Annotated in this window: 15 protein-coding genes; 6 read left to right on the plus strand and 9 right to left on the minus strand. The window is 45.5% G+C overall.

Annotation, left to right across the window (positions count from 1 at the left end):
* On the minus strand, positions 1-1,451 hold a 1,451-nt coding region (locus AB4558_RS18190), incomplete at its 3' end, for a VCBS domain-containing protein (protein ID WP_372074207.1).
* A gap of 301 nt (positions 1,452-1,752) precedes the next feature.
* On the opposite strand from AB4558_RS18190, the gene AB4558_RS18195 reads away from it, so the two are divergent.
* Positions 1,753-3,060, plus strand: coding sequence for a TolC family outer membrane protein (locus tag AB4558_RS18195; protein ID WP_372074205.1), 1,308 nt, complete (start codon positions 1,753-1,755; stop codon positions 3,058-3,060).
* The gene (locus AB4558_RS18200) at positions 3,060-3,671 is read left to right on the plus strand and encodes an OmpA family protein (protein WP_372074203.1); all 612 of its coding nucleotides are present in this window, start codon (positions 3,060-3,062) and stop codon (positions 3,669-3,671) included. Before AB4558_RS18195 ends, AB4558_RS18200 begins: the two co-directional genes overlap by 1 nt.
* A gap of 220 nt (positions 3,672-3,891) precedes the next feature.
* Here the strand turns inward: AB4558_RS18200 and nhaA are convergent, their stop codons facing one another.
* The 5 genes from nhaA to AB4558_RS18225 form a co-directional block, all read right to left on the minus strand.
* Positions 3,892-5,058, minus strand: coding sequence for a Na+/H+ antiporter NhaA (nhaA, locus tag AB4558_RS18205; protein WP_010441484.1), 1,167 nt, complete (start codon positions 5,056-5,058; stop codon positions 3,892-3,894).
* Positions 5,059-5,333: 275 nt separating this feature from the next.
* Entirely contained in the window at positions 5,334-6,482 is a 1,149-nt protein-coding gene (locus AB4558_RS18210; protein ID WP_372158968.1) for a lipocalin-like domain-containing protein, read from the minus strand.
* A complete protein-coding gene (locus AB4558_RS18215) occupies positions 6,472-8,925 on the minus strand; it encodes an ABC transporter permease (RefSeq protein WP_372158969.1) in 2,454 nt (817 codons plus the stop codon). Before AB4558_RS18215 ends, AB4558_RS18210 begins: the two co-directional genes overlap by 11 nt.
* Positions 8,906-9,577: an ABC transporter ATP-binding protein gene (locus tag AB4558_RS18220; protein WP_017060385.1), complete on the minus strand. Its 672-nt coding sequence runs from the start codon at positions 9,575-9,577 to the stop codon at positions 8,906-8,908. The genes AB4558_RS18215 and AB4558_RS18220 overlap by 20 nt, the downstream gene beginning before the upstream one ends.
* A 122-nt stretch (positions 9,578-9,699) precedes the next feature.
* A complete protein-coding gene (locus AB4558_RS18225; RefSeq protein WP_017060384.1) occupies positions 9,700-11,073 on the minus strand; it encodes an MATE family efflux transporter in 1,374 nt (457 codons plus the stop codon).
* A gap of 98 nt (positions 11,074-11,171) precedes the next feature.
* Here AB4558_RS18225 and AB4558_RS18230 point away from each other — a divergent pair, with 98 nt between their 5' ends.
* A complete protein-coding gene (locus AB4558_RS18230; RefSeq protein WP_372158970.1) occupies positions 11,172-12,602 on the plus strand; it encodes a DUF2867 domain-containing protein in 1,431 nt (476 codons plus the stop codon).
* Positions 12,603-12,727: 125 nt separating this feature from the next.
* Here AB4558_RS18230 and AB4558_RS18235 read toward each other — a convergent pair whose 3' ends face one another.
* The 3 genes from AB4558_RS18235 to rsuA all read right to left on the minus strand — a co-directional run bounded on the left by AB4558_RS18235 (position 12,728) and on the right by rsuA (position 15,500).
* Entirely contained in the window at positions 12,728-13,387 is a 660-nt protein-coding gene (locus AB4558_RS18235; RefSeq protein ID WP_017060382.1) for a DUF2913 family protein, read from the minus strand.
* Positions 13,387-14,604 carry a Bcr/CflA family multidrug efflux MFS transporter gene (locus AB4558_RS18240; RefSeq protein ID WP_372158971.1) on the minus strand — a complete coding sequence of 406 codons (1,218 nt, stop codon included), beginning with the start codon at positions 14,602-14,604 and terminating at the stop codon, positions 13,387-13,389. Before AB4558_RS18240 ends, AB4558_RS18235 begins: the two co-directional genes overlap by 1 nt.
* 200 nt (positions 14,605-14,804) lie before the next feature.
* A complete protein-coding gene (rsuA, locus tag AB4558_RS18245) occupies positions 14,805-15,500 on the minus strand; it encodes a 16S rRNA pseudouridine(516) synthase RsuA (protein WP_017060380.1) in 696 nt (231 codons plus the stop codon).
* A gap of 97 nt (positions 15,501-15,597) precedes the next feature.
* Here rsuA and AB4558_RS18250 point away from each other — a divergent pair, with 97 nt between their 5' ends.
* The 3 genes from AB4558_RS18250 to AB4558_RS18260 all read left to right on the plus strand — a co-directional run bounded on the left by AB4558_RS18250 (position 15,598) and on the right by AB4558_RS18260 (position 18,640).
* Complete coding sequence (locus tag AB4558_RS18250) at positions 15,598-17,340, plus strand: DEAD/DEAH box helicase (RefSeq protein ID WP_372158972.1); 1,743 nt, start codon at positions 15,598-15,600, stop codon at positions 17,338-17,340.
* A gap of 180 nt (positions 17,341-17,520) precedes the next feature.
* Positions 17,521-17,919 carry a PepSY domain-containing protein gene (locus AB4558_RS18255; RefSeq protein ID WP_017066076.1) on the plus strand — a complete coding sequence of 133 codons (399 nt, stop codon included), beginning with the start codon at positions 17,521-17,523 and terminating at the stop codon, positions 17,917-17,919.
* Positions 17,920-17,980: 61 nt separating this feature from the next.
* The gene (locus AB4558_RS18260; RefSeq protein ID WP_017060377.1) at positions 17,981-18,640 is read left to right on the plus strand and encodes a response regulator transcription factor; all 660 of its coding nucleotides are present in this window, start codon (positions 17,981-17,983) and stop codon (positions 18,638-18,640) included.
* The last annotated feature ends 66 nt before the right edge of the window (positions 18,641-18,706 follow it).

The following is an 18,706-nucleotide window of genomic DNA, read 5'->3' on the forward strand; positions in this document are numbered from 1 at the left end:
CCTTCACCAACAGTAATCTCAGACGGATCATCGGCACCGTTGATGGTGATGGTCACTTCACTTGTGGTTCCGTCAATCGCAGTAACTGTGTAAACCTCGGTAACGAACTCATCGTCATCAAGATATTGCACATCATCGTTATCTACAACGTACGTCCATTCGCCATCGTCGGTTATGGTCAACATACCTAACGCGGTATCATTGGTTGAGCCTTCAGGATTAAACACACCGTTAGGTTGAAAAGCAGCGACGTCGTTATCGTCGACATCGGTGATCGTTAGTGTCCCAGAAGTAATTAAGTTGTTGCTCTCTTGGTCAACATTAACATCCTCAGTCACTTCACCAGTGTCTGAATCACCTTCACCTACGGTTATATCAGATGGGTCATCGGCACCGTTAATAGTGATGATCACCTCACTCGTAGTACCGTCACTTGCTGTCACAGTATAAACTTCAGTAACGAACTCATCGTCATCCAAGTACTGAACGTCATCGTTGTTAACTACGTAAGTCCAAGCACCATCAGGGTCGATGCTCAATACACCTAGCTGTGATTCGTTTGTTGAACCTACGAGGTTAAACTCACCGTCAGCTGAAAAAGTAGGAGTGTCGCTGTCTACATCTGTAATCACAATCTGACCGGATGTCACTAATTGATTGGTGATTTCATCTACATCAATGTCCTCAGTCACACTGCCCGAGTCATCAGTAGCCACAGCTGCATCATCAGTACCAATTATCGTTACTGTAATGACTTGTTCGCCTCCATCGGAGGTTTGTACTGTCGTCGAGTCTTGAATTTGCTCACCATCCGCAAGCTCATCATAAGGACTGTTGGCCACGAAGGTCCAAGTACCATCTTCGTTTACAACAAAAGTACCGAGATCATTATCCCCAGCGACCTCTTTAACAATAAAGGTAACGTCTGGGTCTTCACTCGTTAAAGCGCCCCCAGTTTCAATAGGTTCATCCTGCTCAAACTCAATAACATTAGTTTCACCTGAAATAAGCGCAAAGGCGATAATATCAAAAAGAGCAAGACTTTGAGTTTCCGACAGACCTTGAGACTCAAACCCGTCAGTTTCAAAATTTGTGGCAGCTTGAGTTTCAGCCCCAGTACGTTCAATCCTACCGCTGTTGGTCAAACTAGAGCCTTCCTCACCAGCGGCAGTATCAAACTCATCTCCTAGTTCCGTTGGATCAAATCCTTCTTCAATAGCACGCTGAACTTGAGCGATCGCGTCATCAGTATCTAGCACATTTTGTTGGCCCTGGTTATCTACAAAACGTGCAGAAACACTTGGTACACTCTCTTCGCTAGTATCAAAACTGATGATTACATCGCTAGCGGCTGGTTGTTCGCCCGGAGACAAACGTCTAACTTGGCCTTGAGCGTCGAGCACTACACTCCTACTAGCAAGACCTAGTATATTTAGGTTGATATTTCCCATATCCATATTCCCACTTCTGCCCAGAACACGCCAAACGCGGAATCAATCCCACCCTGCGCTGTGGCTATTTCCTACAATAAATCTAGTAGTGGCACTATTGATAATCAACTCACTAAAAGTTGGTAAATCTGGTACTTTGAAAATTAGTCAATAGCAATAGCGACTTACATTCAAAAAAAAATCAACAAACTTAGCAATTTCTAGCAGATGTCCTAAGCTTCGTTTAATACCCTTCTCAATTAAGTAGTTAAACGCTAGTTGGGAGGAGGCGGGAGCTTTTAAAAGTAGAAGGAGACCTACTTTGAGACTGTTTAAATTACCCATCATCTGTTGCTTAGCTATTGCAACCCCACTCTCTGCTCAGACTTTAGAACAGGCTGTTGCCATTACCTTGGCGACGAATCCTGAGATAAAAAGTATTTTTAATGAGTTTGTGAGTGTACAAAAACGAAACGATGCCGCAGGTGGTGCTTATAGGCCGAGTATCGACCTTGATGCTGGTATTGGTTACGAAGGCATAAACCCTGCACCAAATAACGGCCCCGATACCGATCTCACAAGAAAGGAAGCGACGATTTCCCTCACTCAGTTGCTGTGGGATGGTTCATCGACTCTCAATGATATTGATCGTACTGCCGCAGAAGCAGAATCGGTTCGTTTGCAATTGCTCGCGGATGCCGAAGACAAAGCGCTAGAGGTAACACAAATCTATCTAGATGCAGTGAAAGCCACTGAAGTGCTGGCACTGTCAGAAAGTAATCTTTCAATACACAAGAAAATCTATAAAGACATAAAGAAACGAGCGAATTCAGGCATAGGTTCGACAGCTGATGTATCGCAGGTAGAAGCTAGGATTGCGAAGGCTCATGGTAATCTGTTGGCCGCACAGAATAATTTGATCGACACCCACACCCAGTTTAGACGAGTGGTGGGTCAAGAACCCCTAGGCTTAATTTACCCAAGAGCCGATATTTCTAAAATTCCTTTGTCGTTAACGGACGCCATTGTCGATGCATTAGACCAACACCCAGTGATCAAAGTTGCAAACGCAGATGTCGATTCAGCCCACTTCCAATACAAACAATCAAAGGGCGTGAACTACCCTACCTTCTCTATTGAAGCATCTCAGTCATGGCGAGATGATGCTGGAGGCGATGAAGGTTCGAGCCAAGAGACTTTGGCAATGTTGAGAATGCGATACAACCTCTACAACGGTGGTACCGATAGTGCTAATTCAGAAGCTGCAGCTTACCAACTCAATAAAGCAAAAGATCTAAGAGATCGTGCTTATCGACAAGTTGAAGAAGGCCTTCGCCTCTCTTGGAGTGCATTGGATCTGACGTTACAACAAAAGAACTTCTTGTCTGATCACGTGGATTCGGCGTCAGAAACCGTTATCGCTTATGAGAAACAATATCGAATCGGCAAACGTACGCTACTTGATCTGCTTAACACTGAAAACGAATTGTTTGAAGCCCGCAAAGATTACTTAGATGCGCATTACTCTGAACAGTACGCTAAATACCGTGTAATGAACGCGACAGGCTCTCTATTGAACGCTCTACTGGTCGACATTCCAGACGAGTGGACAACGGCAGTGGAGTATTAATGATGAAAATACCTTACTTATTACTTCCCGTGTTAACGATGACTTTATTTGCCTGTTCAAACCAGCAGGAAGAGGCTTATATCGAGACACCTGAAGCAGAACAGATTGCAGACCTGCAAGACGATGATAGAGATGGTGTGGTGAATGCACGAGACACCTGTCCTGGCACACCAGAGTCGTCTCTGGTAGACAACGAAGGCTGTGGAGAGACGGTTAGCTCGCAAGAAGTCAGACGGCTGAACATCCTTTTCGCCAATGACTCCTATGAAGTTAACCCTATCTTCTCAGATCAAATCACCACTATGGCTGAGTTCTTAGAAACCTACCAAAGTGCATCGATAGAGATTCAAGGTTACGCCAGTAAAGTCGGCGCGAGTCAATACAACTTAGAGCTATCAAAGAAACGCGCTCACCACGTTGAAGATGAACTGTTGTCGAATGGTATCGACCCGAGCCGAGTAAGAGTTGTTGGTTACGGTGAAAACCGCTTAGAGAGCGATGGCAACGATGCTACGTCTCATGCACTGAACCGCCGAGTAACAGCCACAGTTGTCGGACTAAGCGAACAGATCGTCGAGGAGTGGACCATATTTACCACGCTTGAAAAGTAGCGTGACATTGTCACTGTGGATCTAGATGTGACATAGAGCGAGTGTCGAACAACAGCAGCTTAGTTATAAGATCAATAAAGCCGTGATAGGGTTGCCCATCACGGCTTTTTTGTTCTTTGTCGTCACATGAGTCGAGGGAGACTCTGTGACTCGTCTTGCTACTCAGAAGTTAGCTTGTTAATCAGTGAATAGGCTCGCCGTTAAACGAGTCTACCGCTGATTATAGTTTTACTTCTTGTTGCTTTGCTGTTTTCGGTAAAGAAACGCTTAGCAGGAAGTAACCTAGAATTGCAGCTGTTGTAGATCCCATCAGGATGCCTAGTCGAGCTAGTGTGTCAAACTCTACATTCGTTGGGCCAAATGCTAGTGATGAAATAAAGATAGACATTGTAAAACCAATACCACACAGGACAGATACTGCGAAGATGTTCATAAAGTTCACACCTTCAGGGAGCTTAGCAACACCCAATTTCACCGCACCCCAGCTGAATGCAAAGATACCAAGAGGCTTACCAATCAATAGACCCATAGCGATACCAAGCGGTAGCATACCTGTTAGGCTTGAGATTGAGATACCTTCCAATGAAATACCTGCGTTTGCAAAAGCAAAGACTGGCAAGATTGCAAAAGCGACGTATGGGTGCAGAGCATGTTCTAGATGCTTCAGCGGAGAATGTTCACCTTTATTGCCTTTCAGTGGGATAGCAAAACCAATTACTACACCAGCCAGCGTTGCATGAACACCAGACTTCAATACTGCGAACCACAGAATTGCACCAACAATAAGATAAACACTCAGCTTAGTCACATGCTTGTTGTTTAGCATGAACAACACACCAGTCGCGATGAAGCCAACTGTAAGTGCAAGTGTTGATAGGTCGCCTGAGTAGAACAGTGCAATGATAACAACAACACCTAGGTCATCGATAATTGCCAATGCTAGTAGGAATACCTTCAAGCTTACCGGTACACGGTTACCAAGAAGAGCCATAATACCCAATGCGAATGCGATATCAGTCGCTGCTGGGATAGCCCAACCTTGAAGCGCTTCAGGGTTACTTGAATTAAATAGCACGTAAATAAGTGCAGGAGCTAGCATACCGCCAACGGCTGCGATAGCTGGGAAGATTGCTGTCTCTTTAGACTTTAATGCGCCTTCTAAAAGTTCGCGCTTAACTTCTAAGCCGATTAGAAGGAAGAAGACAGCCATTAAGCCATCGTTAATCCAGTGAGACACAGACATACCAAGAACGTAACTGTGAAGTACACCTTGGTACATTTCGTTCAGTGGTGAGTTTGCTACAAACATTGCGATCGCCGCAGCGATGACTAGTATGATGCCGCCAGCAGATTCCATTTTAAAGAAGTCACGGATGACGTCGGTCATGATTTCGCCCTTATATTTATTATTTAAATAAACGAATAACAAAGAATAACCACGAGTTTATATCCAAGTTTAATTGATAGATAATCACTTCTTCGGATGTTTAACTTCGGTTTTTCCTACAAATACTAAACAATACGTCGTATATTCCATAATGTTGTTATGCACCATGAATTAAGTATAGATGAGATCATCGAACCTGTATGCACAATTCATTGGGGGACGCTAAAAGGCGCAGGCATAAAAAAAGGCTATCAAATTATAGCCTTAGGTGTTTTTTAGTAGCCAGTTAACTGCATAAAGCCTGTCGCTTCATGGCTCCCGCTCGCCTTAATCGGCCCTTCCCAATATGGTATGACAAATGGAAGCCACATATCCCTGCGTATAATACGCGTTGTGAGGTTGATATCATGCTTAGGGACGTTAATGATCCACTGCAAAGGCATCCGTCTTCCATTCATCAACGTTGTATTTTGCAATGGTTGAATGGAAATGTCGGATTCCGTTAATTGGTAAACTTTGCCTGAGCGCGTTGCTAATGTCCCGAATATGTAAGGCAACTGTTGGTTATGACGATAGCGGTTAATGCTCAGCGCTGTGCCGTCATCGAGGTTAAATACAAACCAATCCCAACCTTGTTGGCCCACTCCAAGTAAGCCACTGCCCCACTCTTTATGTACCCACGCAGTTCCTTCCACTTCCTTGGTAACGCCGTCTAGGTTCAACACACCGCTCAACGATAAAAATGGAGCGCTGAAGTTATAAGACGCGACAGGTAATAAGTCGTGCTTTTTCTGATAACCGTTATCGCCGTTGAGCACATAGGGCCCTTTTGCAATGGTGTCGAGTTCTAGTCCAAACGTATCAGTTTGCACTTGAAGGCGCCCGGGGAATGGGGTGTTGCCGAGTGCACGCCAGTTCCAGTTATCAATCCAAAGTCTGAATGGACGATTAGTCATTCCCGCTTGGCCAATACCGCCACGAGCCATGCGCTGTTCTTTCCATACTTTGGACTTAGAAGAGACCACCACATTTGAGATATAGACTTGAGGGCTTTGCCACCCCGGTGTTTCACGTTCGTCCGTTGCGATACGAAAAAAACTCCACTGAACCGAATAGTCTTTACCATCATCACCTTTCAAAGACGCGAAGTAATGCCACCACTCGTGCTGAAACTCTGGGTGGAACTTAAAATCTTGTGGTAGCGAAACATTACGGTCTGGCAAAACAGGTTCGAACACATTGAAGTGTTCATTAACCAATATTGAGTTAACTTCATTCACGCCCTTTTCACCAGGATCGATGAAATAGGAGTAATAACCCAAAACACTTAAAAAGATGCCGAAGAAACTGATTAATAGCAGAGAAGACAGGATTCGTTGTCTTAACTTATTTGAGGTATTCCGTAAAAACATACTAAAGCGCATCCCTCAGTGACTTCATCGGAGTGTTCCGAATCATTCTCATCACTGGTAAAGCACCAGCTAGCATCAATGCTGCCATGGCCCATGCAAATGTCTGCAAATAGTCCCAAGGAATCACTTGTAACTCAAGTGACCACCCAAAAGACTGCTTTATCACGATATCAACAATTAGGCTCGCTAGCGCTAATCCGAGCGGAATCGCAATTAAGGAGGAAATAAGCCCAAACACAAACAACTGCAAACTACCTGTCAGGATCAGTTCTTTCGCCGAGACACCCAAACAGCGCTGCAAGGAAATATGCCTTTGGCGAGACACTTCTCCCGCAACCGTCGCAAAGAAAATACCGAAGACGGCGATAACCAAGGTGATGTTACCTAATGTATCTGCAATCGCGAACGTCCTATCGAACACCCGCATCGCTTGACTGTGGATGTTGTTGTTATCGAAAACGCGCTCGGAGCCAAGCCTGAATACGCTTTCCAATCGACTGCGAAGCCCTAATGAATTCACATCGTCTTTGAGTATTACGCCAAGTCCGACATTACCCCGCCCTGCAAACCCATACAGCCAGTTTCGATGCGACATCATGACTTGATGGTAAGGGTTACCATAATCGTAATAAACACCGACAACCTGCCAACCAGAGCCGAGACTGTCATAGAGGTCAATGTAGTCGCCAGGGCGAATCCCCAGCTTGAGAGACATCGATTCACTGATCAACACACCTTTAGAGTGATGTAAGTGATACCAGTAATTCGGAATACCTAATTTGATCGTCAGCGCTTCTAGCTCACCTTCAGAAGGACCCGTACTGATCACCTGAATGCTACCAACTGGAGACGCCACATCTTTCTCCCAACGCCACCAAACCGAATCCACTTCAGGTTGGTCGGATAACCAATTACTCATACGAGCAGCGGCATTGTTGGTTGGGTAGATATACAGATCGGCAGCCAAACGCTGTGTTAGCCATTTATCAGTGGTATCTCTAAAGCTACCGACCATGGTTTCTACACCAATATTGGCTGTTAAGGCCAACATAAACGCCATCGTCGCCACGCCACGGTAACTCATACTGGAAGCAGCATCAGCAAAGAACCAGCGAGCGCGAACCCAACGCAACGAATAAGAGAGGCTGTTAAATAACTTCCACATCAAAAACGGGGTAAATAGCGCCACACTGATCAGCATTAGCGCGATAATCGCAAAACCCGTCTCTTGAGTCTGAGGGGCTTGATACACGGCGACAGCGGCAACCAAGAAACCACAGCCAATCAATGCTTGCCAAGTAAACTCCGTACCCGCAAAGCGCATCAAAGATAAGCGAGAGGTCAAACGAATCGGTTGTGATCTAAGCAAGCGCACCAATGGCCAAGCGCACGCTAAAAACGCACCAAGTAACGCCATCAATAAGCTGTAGCCGCTCCATCGCCAATTCCAGTCGATCGTTAAGCCAACGTTGGCGTCGTATAAGTCGCCTAAGCTTGAAGATACCGCTGGTAACAATTGGTTGGCTAACATGACACCGAATAAATTACCGCAGATCCAGCTCAGTACGACCAATATCAACAATTCTAAGCAAAGCGCTTTAGCCAATTGCCAGCCCGATACACCTGTTTGTCTTAAGATTCCGACTAACGGTTGGCGCTGAATAAATGACAACGACATCGCTTGATAGAAAATAAATAAACCAACCACAAACGACAGCATACCCATCGCTTTTAGGTTTAAGTGGAACGCACTGGTCAGCGACTCAAGCTCTGCCTTAGAGCTACGAGAGATCGTCAAACCATTAGGTAACATATTTTTAAGACGTTCAAACTTCTCAGTGGGCATGTCTGAACAAGCAATCACTGAAAGCCCAGCACTGCGTTTAAGCATTCGGAGCAAGGAGATATCCGCAATCAACCTTGTACCATTAATCATATTATTTTGATCAACAACCACAGGACCAAGTTCAGAACCATCCATCAAAGGGATGTAATCGCCGTTGTGCCATTCCATGTGTTCAGCAAGATCATCACTGACAAGGATTGGATATGGTGGCTTCATGAGATTCAAAGCGGTGAGATCTTTTAACGCTATACCAGGTTGTAGCTGAAGCATAGAAACAGGATCTATACCGACAACCATGAAGTTTGCGCCATTTTCATCAGTGATACGATGGTGTTCAAGAGGAGAACACTGTTGAAAACCTTCACGGCGAAGTTGGATATAAAAGCCTTGCGGGATTTTATTGGCGTTGTGTTTTGGTCGAATACGGTAAGGAAGAGGATTCGAAAAGAGTTTTTCGCCATGCGCATAGCTTTGCTTGGCGTGTTGGTTGATAGCAGTAACACCAACCAAAAGTGATACGCCGAGGGTTAAACCAAGCCATACCAAAATAATCTGCAGTGGGTAACGTCGATAGTGACCGAGTAGTGCCTTAACTACGGGCCATAACATGCAGTTGCCCTCCTTGCAGACGGATCCTACCATCCATATGCAGAGCTACTTTTTCACTGTGTGTTACCAACAGCAACGTACATTCTAATTGACGAGCCAAAGAGGTCAGCAAACGCATTACCGCTTCTGCATTACGCTCATCTAAACTACCGGTCGGCTCATCGGCCAGCAATATTTTTGGTTCCATATACAGCGCACGCGCAATGGCCGCACGTTGTTGTTGGCCACCAGACGCTTCTTCAGGGTAACGGCCAAGTAAAGGCATAAGATCTAAAGCAGAGAGAATCTGTCTCCAGAGACCTTTGTCTTCAGGTAAGCCTTTTAACTGGCGGCAAAAACGGATGTTATCGGCAATATTTAACGTTGGCAGTAAGTTGAATTGCTGAAAAATATGGCCAATGTTGTTTCTGCGATAAGCGGTGCGGTCACGCTCGGTTGAGTCGTGCATATTGAAGTGAGGAAAAGCGATTTCACCTGAGTCCGCTAGGTCTAAGCCCGCGATAAGATTCAGTAAAGTACTTTTACCTGAACCGCTTTCTCCCATTAATGCCAGCTGGTCACCTTGGTTTAATGTTAATTCAGCACCTTGCAAAACAGGGTGAAACTCCCCCCCATCGACATAGCCTTTACATAGGTCTGACAGCTTTAACATTAAACAGCTCGCATTAGTTAGAATTTGGAAGGAGAATCTACACTAATTCCCTGTTAGGAGGAAGTATTTTGAAAGATAGATCACACGCCAACGATAAAGTGATGCGATTGGTGCGCCCTACTTCAACTTCCTATCAAGTTTTTAATCCATTTTCTTGTTTTCATGCGATAGAGCGACCCGCCCCACTTGAGGACTTCTTCCGTTAGGAAAAGCAGATATACCCACTCAGGTGGAAACTTAAAATAGATAGCCGCGATGGCTGCCAATGGGATACCGATCACCCACTGAGCAATCAAATCTTGATAGAGGCAGAACTTCACATCACCACCCGCTCTCAACACCCCAACGATCACAGTCAATGGCACCGAGCGAATGACAATACCCACACAGAGGATCAGAATGAACTTCTCTGAGAGGGCTCTGGTTTCTTCCGTCAGTGCGCTAAAGGCATTAAGTATTGGCGTTTGAACGAAATAGAGAAAAACGGCTACAACAATACTAGTTAAGAAACACAAAATTGTTAAGCCAAGCGCTTGATAGTAAACCGCTTCATTGTTTTTCGCACCAAGTTGATTACCCACCAAAACAGCTGCCGCATTCGAAAGGCCAATCAATAAACTCAATGAGATTGATTCAACCGGCGTCATGACCGATAGCGCAGCCAGACCTTGAACGCCCGATTGCCCCATGATCGCGTGGTAAGCAAACAAACCACCCGCCCATGCTAAGAAGTTAAACGTGGTCGGCAGAGACAGCTTCAAGAAGCGAACCACCTTATCAATCGAAGCTGCCGCTTTAATATCGCAAAACTTAAATGCTAATAAATGCTTAGAGAAATAGAGATAACCAAACAAAGTCGCGACTTCAATCGCGCCACTCAGTACCGTCGCAATCGCCGCACCTTTGATTCCAAGCGCAGGAAAGCCTAAGTTACCGAAGATCAGCACCCAGTTTAAGAACACGTTAGACAGGATGCCGATACCGCTGAAAAATGTACTTAGCCCGGGTTTGTGCATCGCTCTCAAACCCACAGCCATACTGCTGACACACGATACCGCTAGCATGCTAAATGACGTAATTACGATGTATTCAACGCCTAAGTTGATGACCTCTTGAGAGTCGGTCGTCACGCCCATGATTTGTGCAGGAAATGAAACGAAAAACGCGATAGTCAGTAAAGCAAACAGTGTCGACACCAGCCACGTCAGCGCAGTGCTTTCTCTCACACCTTGTCTATTACCCGCGCCCCAATATTGAGCAGTAAGAAGAGCACCGCCCGTGGTCACACCCACCAGCATAATGGTCGTCACGAACATCGCTCGGCTCGCTACACCCACAGCTGCGATGTCTGCTTCGCCAAGTTGACCCAACATCAATACATCCACCAAGCCTCGGCTTGAAAACATAATGCTCTGCAAGGTGATGGGCAGTGCAATCGCAATAAGCCTGCGAACAAAATCACCTCGTGTGTGATGAATAATTGAAGAGAGCAACATAGAGAGATACCTAAACGGAACGTATTGATGAATAAAGATAAATATCGCGCTATTATATCAATGTTCGGTTTTTAACCACAGATATAAATGGAGTAACAATGAAGAAAGTACTGGTTTTAGGCGCTTCTGGATATGTTGGTTCGCAACTCCTCCCTCTCCTGCTTGAGCAAGGCTATCAAGTCACGGCAGCAGCAAGGCATATCGACTATTTAAAGGCACGGACCGAGCCTCACGAAAGCTTATCGCTTGAGTATCTTGATCTGGCCGATCAAGCTGCGACACAAGCCTTAGTCCCCGACTTTGATCTTATCTTCTTTCTCGTCCATGGCATGGCAGAAGGCCACGACTTTATCGATTATGAGCTGAACTTAGCCCGTAACTTTGTTTTTGCTCTTGGGCCAAAGAATCAACACGTCATCTACCTGAGTTCTTTACAGCCTCAGACTGGTGATTCAGAGCACCTTCAAGCGAGAAAGAAAACCGGCGAATTGCTTCGTAAAGGGCCTGTACCCGTTACCGAACTTCAAGCTGGCGTGATCATTGGCCCAGGATCTGCGGCATTCGAGATCATGCGAGATTTCGTGTACAACTTGCCGATTATGATTGCGCCAAAATGGGTTGACTCTAAAGCCAACCCGATTGCTTTGCAGAACCTGAACCACTATTTACTAAAACTCGCACAAGACACGCCTAGCGAAAGCCAAACCTTTGAGGTTGGCGGGCCGGATATTGTCTCTTACCGAAACCAATTTGCTCATATTGCTAAAACCGCCGATCGTCCACTCAAACTATGGGCGACATCGCTACTGACACCAAAGATTGCTTCATATTGGTTAGGTGTGGTGACTTCTGTACCGTCTAACATAGGTAGAGCACTACTTGCAGGCTTAAAGCACGACTTCATCGCCAGTTCGACCATCATTAGAGAAAAGTACCCTCAGAAGCTTATCTCGTTCGAAAATATGGTTGAACAAGCCATTCACGCTGAAGGAAACTTTGTCAAAAGCAATGTATGGGGCTTTGATAAAACCGCATTCAAACGCTGGCAAGCTGGGTATGGCTATTACCCGAAGAAAACAGGCGCAAGTATCACCTCAAGCGCTTCATTGGAATCGCTTTGGCATGTTGCTCAGCAAATCGGAAGCCCGAAGCAAGGTTACTTCTTTGCTAACACTTTATGGCGCACACGCGAATGGTTGGATGTTCTTTTCGGTGGCGGTGTACCGGTTCGACAAATGCCAGAAGGGCCCAACCTAAAAGTCGGTGACAAAATCGATTCATGGAAGGTCATTCGCTGTGAAGAGAATCAGTTTTTATCTCTGCTTTTCGGTATGAAAGGCCCCGGTTTAGGGCGACTCGAGATTACTGTCTCTGACCACGGTGACTCTCGCGAGCTGAATATCTCGGCTTGGTGGCATCCAAAGGGGTTTCTAGGGTTACTGTATTGGTTTGCTATGATGCCAGCCCACCTGTTTATTTTTAAAGGCATGGTGAAGGCAATTGAGAAGCAGGCTAAAGAACAGGATTAAAAGCAGATGCGAGATTCGGGTAACGGGATGCGAAAAGACTTAACAGCAAATTAGCGACACGCGCTATGAGAGACAAAAAAGAGCGGATAATTCCGCTCTTCGTATCTCTCATCTCGAATCCGCTATTAGCCGATAACGCTAATTGGGATCTCAGCCAGTTGGTTGCCTTGGTTAGCAGGGTAAACGATGTATTCACCGTGATACTTCACCGCAGACTTATAGTCCGTTACTTTGTGAAGCATGAAGCCCGCTTCCATCGCCGCTTGGATGAACTCAGCATGGTTGCCACGAACAAACCAGTTCATTGGCTTAACCATCAACTCCCCGTCGAAAGAGTCGTCACACTGTTTACCGCATAAAGCAAAAGAGTGCTCGCCATCGGTGAAGAATTGAATCTTGCCGCCAGTCGTTAGCTCGTCTTCACTCGATACGCTCCAACCCATCTCGTACATTTTGTCCATGAACGCTTCAACATCACTGTCTTTTAGCGTTTTAGGCTCTTCGCCTTCAGGGAAAAAACGTCCGTAAAACGCAGAAATACGTTTAAAGGTAAAAGTTAAATCAGAGTTGTTGCCTTTTGAGCGACCCTGTTTCTGCCAGCGAACTAAGTCAGGCACAATCACGCGATCATAAGCTTGAGATTTAATCGCTTTTGTTACCCAACGAACAAGATAAAGGTTGTTCGCGATAGGCGCGTCGATCGCTTTGCCAGACTTATGCAGAGCATATAGCTCGCCCAGCGCATCGTTCACTAACTTCTGAATTTCAATATAGTATTTTGACATTATGCCTTCTTTCCTAATGTCCAATATAGTAATGCTGACATTACTGCACATGCTGCCATCACCATAGCCATTGGCCCTGCAGTGTCACTTGGTAGCATAGCAACAATTGCCCCCACTACAGAACCAGTACCAAATCTTAATGTGCCTGCAAGCGAAGAAGCTGTGCCGGCCATATTCGGGTATCCGCTTAAAAGCAGTGCCATTGAGTTACTACCAATGGTAGACAGTGTGCCGATAAACAGCATCACGAATGGCACAATACCCCACAAACCGATATCTAACATCCAACCGACTAACAGACCTAAGCCCGCAAACAGTTGAATGGTTAAACCGACTCTGAGCATAGCGTGAGAGCCCACTTTCTTAACGATTCGACCGTTGATGCTCGTCATCAAGATCATAGCAACAATATTCAAGCCGAACAGGTAGCCAAACAGATCAGGGCGAACGCCATAGATATCGATGTAAACGAATGAACCTGCCGTTAAGAACGCAAACATCCCTGAAAATGAGAATGCACCAGAGAAAATCAGGCCCATCGCCGTTGGGTTCTTACACAGTCGAGCATAGTTACGAATCGTTGTTTTAAAGCGCAATGGTTGTCGGTTTTCTGCAGGAAGCGTTTCTGGGATCTTCATCGATACCGCCAGAATCACGATCACCGCAAAAATAGCCAGAACCCAGAAAATTGAACGCCAACCGAACCACAACGCTAAGTAACCGCCAATCATCGGAGCAACCAATGGCGCAACTGTCATCACCAAAGTAACGAAAGACATGGTTCTTGCGAAATCTTCACGATCGAACATATCTCTTACCACCGCTTGGATGATAACGGCCGCCGCAGCACCAGCAAAACCTTGAGCGGTACGGATGTAAGTCAGCGCTTCAATGCCATGAGTTGTCGCACTCACCATAGAAGCGATAGCAAACAAGAACACACCAATAAGCAGTACAGGCTTGCGACCATAGCTATCCGCCAACGGGCCATGCAGCAACTGCCCCAGCGCGAAACCTGCGGTATAGGCTGTTAGCGTGATTTGTACCTCACCCGCCGTCACACCAAGATCTTTAGCAATGGTCGGCATCGCTGGCAGATACATATCAATGGCTAGCGGAGTAAGTGCACCAATCGCACCTAGAATCAAAAACAGCACTAAGCCTAATTGAGGTGTTTCTAGTTGGGAGCTTTGGCTCTGTGAGGTCGATGTTTGCATGGTTCTCCGAATGTTCAACTGATAGAGCTAGGGACTAGCGTGAGTACGCGAGTCAAAGATTGGCTGAGACTTTCCTAGTACCAGTCAACATCATCAGCCGACGCTATCCATGGTCGGCTTTACAACGAAAGGGCTATTTCCAGCAAAAGTGGTCTCTTGTTAAGAACAATTTCTTGTTAAGAGCAACTTCTAGCTAAGGACTACTTCCAGATTGAATCGACTTCTTCTTGCGTTAGGTAACGGTATTCACCTAACTCTAAAGATTCGTCCATCTCAATTTCGCCAATACGTTCACGGTGTAGTGCTTCTACCTTGTTACCAAGAGCAGCAAACATACGTTTAACTTGGTGGTATTTGCCTTCGTGAATCGTTAGCAATACTTCACGCTCTGCACGAACTTCTAGGTGTGCAGGAAGTGTTAGGCCATCTTCGCTCTTAAGCTGGATGCCCTCTTTGAATTTTTCAACGTAATCGTCTTCAACAGGTTCAACCAACCAAACACGGTACGTCTTCTCGCACTTGTGCTTTGGCGAAGTGATACGGTGAGACCACTTACCATCGTCGGTAATCAATACAAGACCTGTTGTATCAATATCTAGACGGCCAGCAAAGTGCAGCTTGTCCATTTTGATTTCATCAAGTAATTCAAACGCGATACGATTTGCGCCATCTTCATGCGAACAAACAAAGCCTTCAGGCTTATAAAGCATGATGTAACGTGGGCCGTGAACATTCAGTTCATTGCCTTGCCATTCGACAACGCACTCTTCAGTTACCTTGAGTGAACCGCTTTTTTGAATGACATCATTTACTGTCACTGCCTTGGATTTTAATAAGTGTGTTGCTTCTCTTCGAGTGACGCCTAATGCATCGCACAGAAATTTATCTAAACGCATGAATACCTCAACTAATCTAAGTCGGGTATTATAGTCACCTTTGCTCAATTAGTTGAGCTATTTCACACTATTTGTTTTCCTTCTTACAAGACGCGATATGTATACACTCCGCCCGTACCAAACTGATTCTGTAAAATCAGTGATTCATTACTTCAGAAAACACCAAACTCCGGCAGTGCTCGTGCTTCCGACAGGTGCAGGAAAAAGCCTTGTGATTGCAGAGTTAGCAAGGCTTGCGAAAGGTCGAGTGTTGGTGCTTGCTCACGTAAAAGAGTTGGTTGAACAGAACCATGAAAAGTATGAAGGTTACGGGCTGAAAGGCTCGATTTTCTCTGCGGGTTTAGGACGCAAAGAGACCGACCAACAAGTCGTGTTTGCTTCGGTGCAATCTGTGGTGCGAAATCTCGATTCATTCTCTAACCAATTTTCGCTGTTGGTTATCGACGAATGCCACCGTGTTCCCGATGAAAAGACCAGTAGTTATCAGAAAGTCATCACTCACTTACGCGAGAATAATTCGGGCATCAAGGTGCTTGGATTAACAGCGACCCCATATCGTCTTGGGATGGGTTGGATTTATCAATACCACACTCGCGGTCAAGTGCGTTCAGATGAGCCACGTTTCTTCCGCGACTGTATCTTTGAGCTGCCGATTCGTTACCTGCTCGATGAAGGTTTCTTAACTCCTGCACGCATGATTGATGCACCCGTGTTGAGCTATGACTTTTCGCAGTTAAAGCCCGCGAGCACTGGTCGCTACAAAGAAGCAGAACTCGACATGGTGATCGAGCAATCGAAACGAGCGACCCCACAGATTGTCGATCAGATTATTCACCTAGCCCAAGATAAACTAGGCATCATGGTATTCGCTGCGACCGTTCGACACGCGCAAGAGATCCTCGGCTTATTGCCAGAAGGTGAAGCTTCAATTGTGATTGGTGATACACCAACTCTCGAACGTGACCAAATTATCAGCGACTTCAAAGAACGTAAAATCAAGTTTTTGGTTAACGTATCGGTATTAACCACAGGTTTTGATGCGCCACACGTCGATTTAATCGCGATTTTGCGCCCGACAGAATCCATCAGTTTGTATCAACAAATCGTTGGCCGTGGCTTACGCCTATCTCCGGGTAAAAAAGAGTGTTTGGTGCTCGACTATGCGGGCAACAGTTACGACCTCTACCAACCTGAGGTTGGCGACCCTAAACCCGATTCAGACAGTGAAATCATCACCATCCCTTGCCCTGCGTGCGGCTTCAATAATAACTTTTGGGGCAAGCTAGACAGCAATGGCTTCTTGCTTGAGCACTTTGGGCGCAAATGCCAAGGCTACTTTACCGATGAAGACACGGGCGAGCGCGAGCACTGTAATTATCGCTTCCGAGCGAAATATTGCGGTGAATGTGGTGCTGATAATGACATTGCTGCGCGCATTTGTCATGAGTGCGATGCAACCTTAGTCGACCCAGACAAAAAGCTAAAAGAAGCACTGAACCTAAAAGATGCCTTGGTATTTGAATGCTTGGAAATGGACCTCAACGTGCTTAAAGACGAGAAAGGTAAATCACAACTTAAGGTCACCTATCGCGGAGAAAACCAAGCGCAAGTGCATGAGTTTTGGTCATTAACCAGCAAAAAGCAGAAGCAGAACTTCAAAGACCAGTTTGTTCGCCCTCACCTTGCAGACAGACATCGCCCTTTCGAAGAAGCCTCACCGACGAAAGTGGTTGCTCACCAACATAGATTCCGCCCACCTCAATTCGTGATTGCCCGTAAAGTCGGACGCTTTTGGAAAATGAGAGACAAGATATTCGAAGACGAACTACAGCAGCGTTAAGGTTAAGAATAAAAGTAAGTCTTACGTTCTTAACACTCGGCAATTAATCTTATGTATTAAAGCCTGCGCCATTTAAGCGTTAAGTTTTTCGGTATCAAATTCTAATTATTAATCAGGTTCACTTTCTGTTCAGAATTACTTTTTTATACTGAACGCTATCAACCTTCTCTAGGATTCGCTATGTTTAGTAAAGCTATGATTTCTTTGTTTTCTATAAGCTTAGGCTTATTTGTTTCTGCTGGAGCATGGGCTGACTCACATCATAATGGTCATGAATTAGTGCAGGACGTTCATAAAGCAGGAACCAGCATCGAATTTGAAGAAGATCAAGACGAAGTCTATGAAGCCGTACGAGAAGGCTACATTCGCCCTTTCTCAGAAATGTATGCGGCGGTTGAAAACGATCTTCATGGCAGAATCATTAAAGTAGAACTAGAAGAAGATGACGACATTTGGGTGTATGAACTAAAAATCAATTACCAAAACAACATCATCAAAGTCGAATACAACGCTGAGACGTTAGAAATGCTTATGATCAAAGGCCGCAACTTTAAAGACGCAATTAAACACGGCGACTAGTTACGTACGACGAAGAGCTAAGCACGACGAACAGTCATTAGAAGAAATTAGAAGAACAATTATGAAAATTTTAGTCGTTGAAGATGAGCCTCGTTTGGGCCAACAAATTATTGAAACACTTGAGGGGGCCGACTGGGTTCCAGAGCTCTCTCAAGATGGTATCGACGCACTCTACCGTGCAACGTCAGAAGAATGGGACGCGATTGTCCTCGATTTAGGTTTACCTAAGCTTGACGGCCTAACGGTATTAAAAGGCATTCGAGACGAAAACATCAACACGCCAGTGATTATCTTAAGTGCTCGTGACACGCTAACTCAACGTGTTGAGGGCTTGAACGCCGGTGCTGATGACTACCTAACTAAGCCATTTGAGATGGTCGAGCTGATTGCCCGTATCCGAGCTCAACTGCGCCGAGCATCAGGCAGTGCTGCTCCGATACTTCAAATCGGTGATCTAAGCCTAGACACACGCAGTTCTAAAGTGTTGTGGCAAGGTCAAGCAGTTAGCCTCACGGCGCTGGAATATAAAGTTGTCGCGTACTTCATGCATAACCAAAACAAGGTTATCTCGCGCACTGAGTTGGTTGAGCATATCTACAAGCAAGACTTCGACCGAGACTCAAACACGGTTGAAGTGTTCATCGGTCGTATTCGTAAGAAAATCGCACCAAAGATCATCAAAACCGTTCGTGGCCTTGGCTACCAACTGAATGCTGAGTAGCTCAGTCGTCAATCACGCCAAGAGCAACCATTAATTAAGTGGACAGCCTGTTCTGATCATCGCAAT

Origin of the sequence: Vibrio sp. 10N.222.51.C5, assembly GCF_041474575.1 — a bacterium.
Taxonomy (GTDB): Bacteria; Pseudomonadota; Gammaproteobacteria; order Enterobacterales; family Vibrionaceae; genus Vibrio; species Vibrio crassostreae_C.

Excerpts from the sequence above, each read along its gene's own strand:
- AB4558_RS18200 (WP_372074203.1), top strand. The coding sequence starts at position 3,060 with ATGATGAAAATACCTTACTTATTACTTCCCGTGTTAACGATGACTTTA.
- nhaA (WP_010441484.1), bottom strand. The coding sequence starts at position 5,058 with ATGACCGACGTCATCCGTGACTTCTTTAAAATGGAATCTGCTGGCGGC.
- AB4558_RS18210 (WP_372158968.1), bottom strand. The coding sequence starts at position 6,482 with ATGCGCTTTAGTATGTTTTTACGGAATACCTCAAATAAGTTAAGACAA.
- AB4558_RS18215 (WP_372158969.1), bottom strand. The coding sequence starts at position 8,925 with ATGTTATGGCCCGTAGTTAAGGCACTACTCGGTCACTATCGACGTTAC.
- AB4558_RS18220 (WP_017060385.1), bottom strand. The coding sequence starts at position 9,577 with ATGTTAAAGCTGTCAGACCTATGTAAAGGCTATGTCGATGGGGGGGAG.
- AB4558_RS18225 (WP_017060384.1), bottom strand. The coding sequence starts at position 11,073 with ATGTTGCTCTCTTCAATTATTCATCACACACGAGGTGATTTTGTTCGC.
- AB4558_RS18230 (WP_372158970.1), top strand. The coding sequence starts at position 11,172 with ATGAAGAAAGTACTGGTTTTAGGCGCTTCTGGATATGTTGGTTCGCAA.
- AB4558_RS18235 (WP_017060382.1), bottom strand. The coding sequence starts at position 13,387 with ATGTCAAAATACTATATTGAAATTCAGAAGTTAGTGAACGATGCGCTG.
- AB4558_RS18240 (WP_372158971.1), bottom strand. The coding sequence starts at position 14,604 with ATGCAAACATCGACCTCACAGAGCCAAAGCTCCCAACTAGAAACACCT.
- rsuA (WP_017060380.1), bottom strand. The coding sequence starts at position 15,500 with ATGCGTTTAGATAAATTTCTGTGCGATGCATTAGGCGTCACTCGAAGA.
- AB4558_RS18250 (WP_372158972.1), top strand. The coding sequence starts at position 15,598 with ATGTATACACTCCGCCCGTACCAAACTGATTCTGTAAAATCAGTGATT.
- AB4558_RS18255 (WP_017066076.1), top strand. The coding sequence starts at position 17,521 with ATGTTTAGTAAAGCTATGATTTCTTTGTTTTCTATAAGCTTAGGCTTA.
- AB4558_RS18260 (WP_017060377.1), top strand. The coding sequence starts at position 17,981 with ATGAAAATTTTAGTCGTTGAAGATGAGCCTCGTTTGGGCCAACAAATT.